Annotated in this window: 4 protein-coding genes; all 4 read left to right on the top strand. The window is 66.7% G+C overall.

Going from position 1 to position 3,879, the window contains the following annotated elements:
• Positions 1 to 134: 134 nt before the first annotated feature.
• Complete coding sequence (gene lapB / locus VIR09_RS02970) at positions 135 to 1,349, top strand: lipopolysaccharide assembly protein LapB (RefSeq protein WP_332011531.1); 1,215 nt, start codon at positions 135 to 137, stop codon at positions 1,347 to 1,349.
• Complete coding sequence (gene rfaE1, locus VIR09_RS02965) at positions 1,346 to 2,287, top strand: D-glycero-beta-D-manno-heptose-7-phosphate kinase (RefSeq protein ID WP_332011530.1); 942 nt, start codon at positions 1,346 to 1,348, stop codon at positions 2,285 to 2,287. The genes lapB and rfaE1 overlap by 4 nt, the downstream gene beginning before the upstream one ends.
• Positions 2,284 to 3,273, top strand: coding sequence for an ADP-glyceromanno-heptose 6-epimerase (gene rfaD / locus VIR09_RS02960; protein WP_013392398.1), 990 nt, complete (start codon positions 2,284 to 2,286; stop codon positions 3,271 to 3,273). Before rfaE1 ends, rfaD begins: the two co-directional genes overlap by 4 nt.
• Positions 3,274 to 3,457: 184 nt before the next feature.
• Positions 3,458 to 3,879: helix-hairpin-helix domain-containing protein (locus tag VIR09_RS02955; RefSeq protein ID WP_332011529.1), on the top strand; the 422-nt coding region annotated here is incomplete at its 3' end.

Below are 3,879 nucleotides of genomic sequence, written 5' to 3'. Positions count from 1 at the left end.
GGATCGCGTCCAGGCCGCCGTGGCCGGCACCACGCCCGCCGTGCCGCCCGAGGCCGTGGCTCCGATGTCGCCGCTGTGACGCGCGCGCCGGCTCCGTACCCTTTCCGCACTGAATTACCGCAAGAGCCCGCATAGTGGATTTTGAACCTTGGTGGTTGATTTTCGTGCCGGTATTGTTCGCGCTGGGCTGGTTGGCCGCGCGTTTCGATATCCGGCAAATGCTGCGGGAGACCCGCAGCCTGCCCGACTCCTATTTCCGCGGGCTGAACTTCCTGCTCAATGAAGAGCCGGACCGCGCCATCGACGCCTTCGTCGAAGTGGCCAAACTGGACCCGGAAACCACCGAGTTGCACTTTGCGCTGGGCAGCCTGTTCCGCCGCCGAGGGGAAATGGAGCGCGCCATCCGCGTGCACCAGAGCCTCTTGAACCGTTCCGACCTGCCCTCCGCCGAACGCGAGCATGCGCAGCACGAGCTGGCGCAGGACTTCCTGAAGGCCGGCATGCTGGACCGCGCCGAAAGCGGCTTCGAGCAGCTCAAGGACACCCGCTATGCCTTGCCCGCGCTGCGCTCGCTGATCCGCATCTATGAATCCGAGCACGACTGGCCGCGCGCCATCGAGGCCGTGAAGACGCTGCAGGGCCTGGTCGACGAGCCGGTGCCGCAAATCGTGCACTACTACTGCGAACAGGCGCAGACCGCGTTGGCGGCCAAGCCCGCCGACATCGACGCGGCCCACAAGGCACTGGACGCCGCCGACCATGCCTTGTCGGCCATCGAGGCCGGTGCGAGCAAGGGCGGCATGGTGCGCACTGCGATGCTGCGCGCCCGCCTGGCCTTGATCGAGCAGGACCCCAAGCGCGAAAGGTTGTACCTGGAGTCGATCATGACCGACGCTCCGGAATACGCCGGCCTGGTCGCCGAACAGATATTGGCCAATTATCGGGCGGCCAATCAAGAGGAAGCCGGGCTGGACCTGCTGCAGAAGCAGTATGCGCGCCATGCTTCGCTGGACCTGTTCAACGTGCTGTTCCGCGAGCTGCGCGTCCAGCAAGGCGCCGCGCCGTCATGGGCATTTGCCCGCGGTGCGCTGCGCAGCCATCCCTCGCTGCTGGGGCTGGACCGCCTGCTGGAGGCCGAACTGGCCAATTCGGAAGGCAGCGCCGAGCAGGCGCCGGTGCCAGGCGCCGACCTGACGTTGTTGCGCAGCCTGATACACAAGCATACGCAGCGGCTGGACCGCTACGCATGCCGCAGTTGCGGTTTTCAAGCGCGTCGCTTTTACTGGCAATGTCCCGGCTGCAATGCCTGGGAAACCTATGCGCCGCGCCGTTTGGAAGAACTTGAATGAACTCTTTTCCCGCCGAAGCCATTTCGCATAGCCGCGTCCTCGTGGTGGGCGATGTGATGCTGGACCGGTACTGGTTCGGCGAAGTCGAACGCATCTCGCCGGAAGCGCCGGTCCCCGTGGTGCGCGTGGCGCGCCGCGAAGACCGCCTGGGTGGAGCTGCCAACGTGGCCCGTAACGTGGCGGCCCTGGGCGGCCAGGTCACCCTGGTCGGCGTGCTGGGCCAGGATGAGGCCGGCGACAGCGTCCGGCGCCTGTCCGCCGAAGCCGGCATACAGGTCGAACTGGTCGCCGATCCGTCCCTGCACACCACCTTGAAAATGCGTGTCTTGGGCCGCCAGCAACAACTGCTGCGCGTGGATTTCGAGCAGCATCCGGCACAGGCCGCGCTGGACAACGTCGACGCCGCGTTTGCCCGCCATCTGGCCAACCATGACATCGTCGTGCTGTCCGACTACGCCAAGGGCGTGCTGGCGCGGGTCGAATCGCTGATCGCCCTGGCCCGCAGCGCTGGCGTACCGGTGCTGGTGGACCCCAAGGGCCATGATTACGCCCGCTACCGCGGCGCCACCCTGGTCACCCCCAACCGCTCGGAAATGCAGGAGGCCGTGGGCCGCTGGAATTCCGAGGCTGAACTGACCGATCGCGCGCAGCGCCTGCGCGCCGATCTGGATCTGGAAGCCTTGCTCGTGACGCGGTCCGAGCAGGGCATGACTTTGTTTACTGGCGCGGGACGCGACCATATCGACGCCCAGGCGCACGAAGTGTTCGACGTGTCCGGTGCGGGCGATACCGTGCTGGCCACGCTGGCCGTGTCGCGCGCCATCGATCTGCCGTGGGTCGATGCGATGGGCTGGGCCAACAAGGCCGGCGGCATCGCCGTGGGCAAGCTCGGCACGTCCATCGTCACCGCCGCGGAATTGGCAGGAGTATCCTCATGATCGTCGTTACCGGAGCCGCGGGCTTCATAGGCAGCAACCTGGTGCGCGGGCTCAACCGCCGCGGCATCCAGGACATCATCGCGGTCGATGACCTGACCGAAGGCGACAAATTCGTCAACTTGGTCGATTGCCAGATCGCCGACTACATGGACAAGGACGACTTCCGCCGCCGCGTCCTCGACGGCAGCCTGCGTGAAGTCCGCGCCGTGCTGCACCAGGGGGCGTGCTCCGACACGACCGAGCGCAACGGCCGCTACATGCTCGACAACAACTACCGGGTCACGCTGGAGCTGTTCGAGTTCTGCCAGGAGCGCCGCATTCCGTTCCTGTACGCCTCCTCGGCGGCAGTCTATGGCGGTTCGTCCATCTACGTGGAAGATCCCGCCAACGAAGGCCCGCTGAACGTCTACGGCTATTCCAAGCTGCTGTTCGACCAGGTCCTGCGCCAGCGCATGGACAGCCTGACGGCGCAGGTCGTGGGGTTGCGCTATTTCAACGTCTACGGCCCGCACGAACAGCACAAGGGCCGCATGGCCTCGGTGGCGTTCCACAACATGAACCAGTTCCTGGAACATGGACACGTGCGCCTGTTCGCGGGCTGGGACGGCTATGTGGATGGCGGCCAGAGCCGCGACTTCATCTCCGTCGAAGACGTGGTTGCCGTCAATCTGCATTTCCTGGACCATCCGGAGCAGTCGGGCATCTTCAATTGCGGCACGGGCCGGGCGCAGCCCTTCAACGATGTGGCGGCTGGCGTGGTCAATGCGTTGCGCGCCGAGCGCGGCGAAGCCGAACTGACGCTGGCGCAGCTGGTCGAGCTGGATCTGATCCGCTACATCCCGTTCCCGGACGATCTGAAGGGGCGCTACCAGAGCTACACCCAGGCCGACGTCACGCGTCTGCGCGCGGCGGGGTTCCAGGCGCCCATGCGCGATGTACGGACCGGCGTGACCGAATACGTGCGCTACTGGCGCGCCCGCAAATAAGGGCGAACGGCGCCGTAGTCGCGGAGCCTCCACAGGAAAACCACCGTTCGCGGTGGTTTTTTTATGCCTGGCGGCTTGCCGGGGCGGATGTTTCCGTTCACTGCGCCGCCGCAGGCTGGAAGGCCGCCGGCATGATCTGAGCGTGGCGTGACAGCCGTTGCGCCCGACTCCAGGGAGACCTTCGATGAATCCATTTCTTCAATCCGCCGCGGCCCGCCCCGCTCCTCAAGCGCGGTGGCGCAGGCAGCGCTCGCCCGTGGGTTCCGGCGCCCGGCCGCGGCCCTTGCGGCAGGTCCTGCGCGCCTTGCTGGTGACGGCGGGCCTGGGTCTTGTCGCGCCGCTGGCGCACGCGCTAGACGTCAATCAGGCCAACGCCCAGCAGCTCGAGGGCGTCCGGGGCATAGGCCCGCGCATGGCGGAAATCATCGTGAAGGAGCGCGAGCGGGGAGGCAAGTTCGAGTCGCTGAACGACCTGGCTGAACGCGTGCGCGGCATCGGCCCGAAAAAGGCCCAGGCCCTGCAGGAGGCCGGCCTGCTGGTAGGGGGCGCAGCGCCTCAGGCCGGGCCGGGCGAGGCGGCGGCCAAGCCGGCTCAGGGCAGGGCGGC

The sequence above is a fragment of the Achromobacter sp. genome (genome assembly GCF_036567245.1).
In the GTDB taxonomy this organism is placed as follows: domain Bacteria; phylum Pseudomonadota; class Gammaproteobacteria; order Burkholderiales; family Burkholderiaceae_B; genus Achromobacter.
The sequence above is the reverse complement of the archived record's forward strand: the minus strand, read 5'-3'. Positions and strand labels throughout refer to the sequence as shown.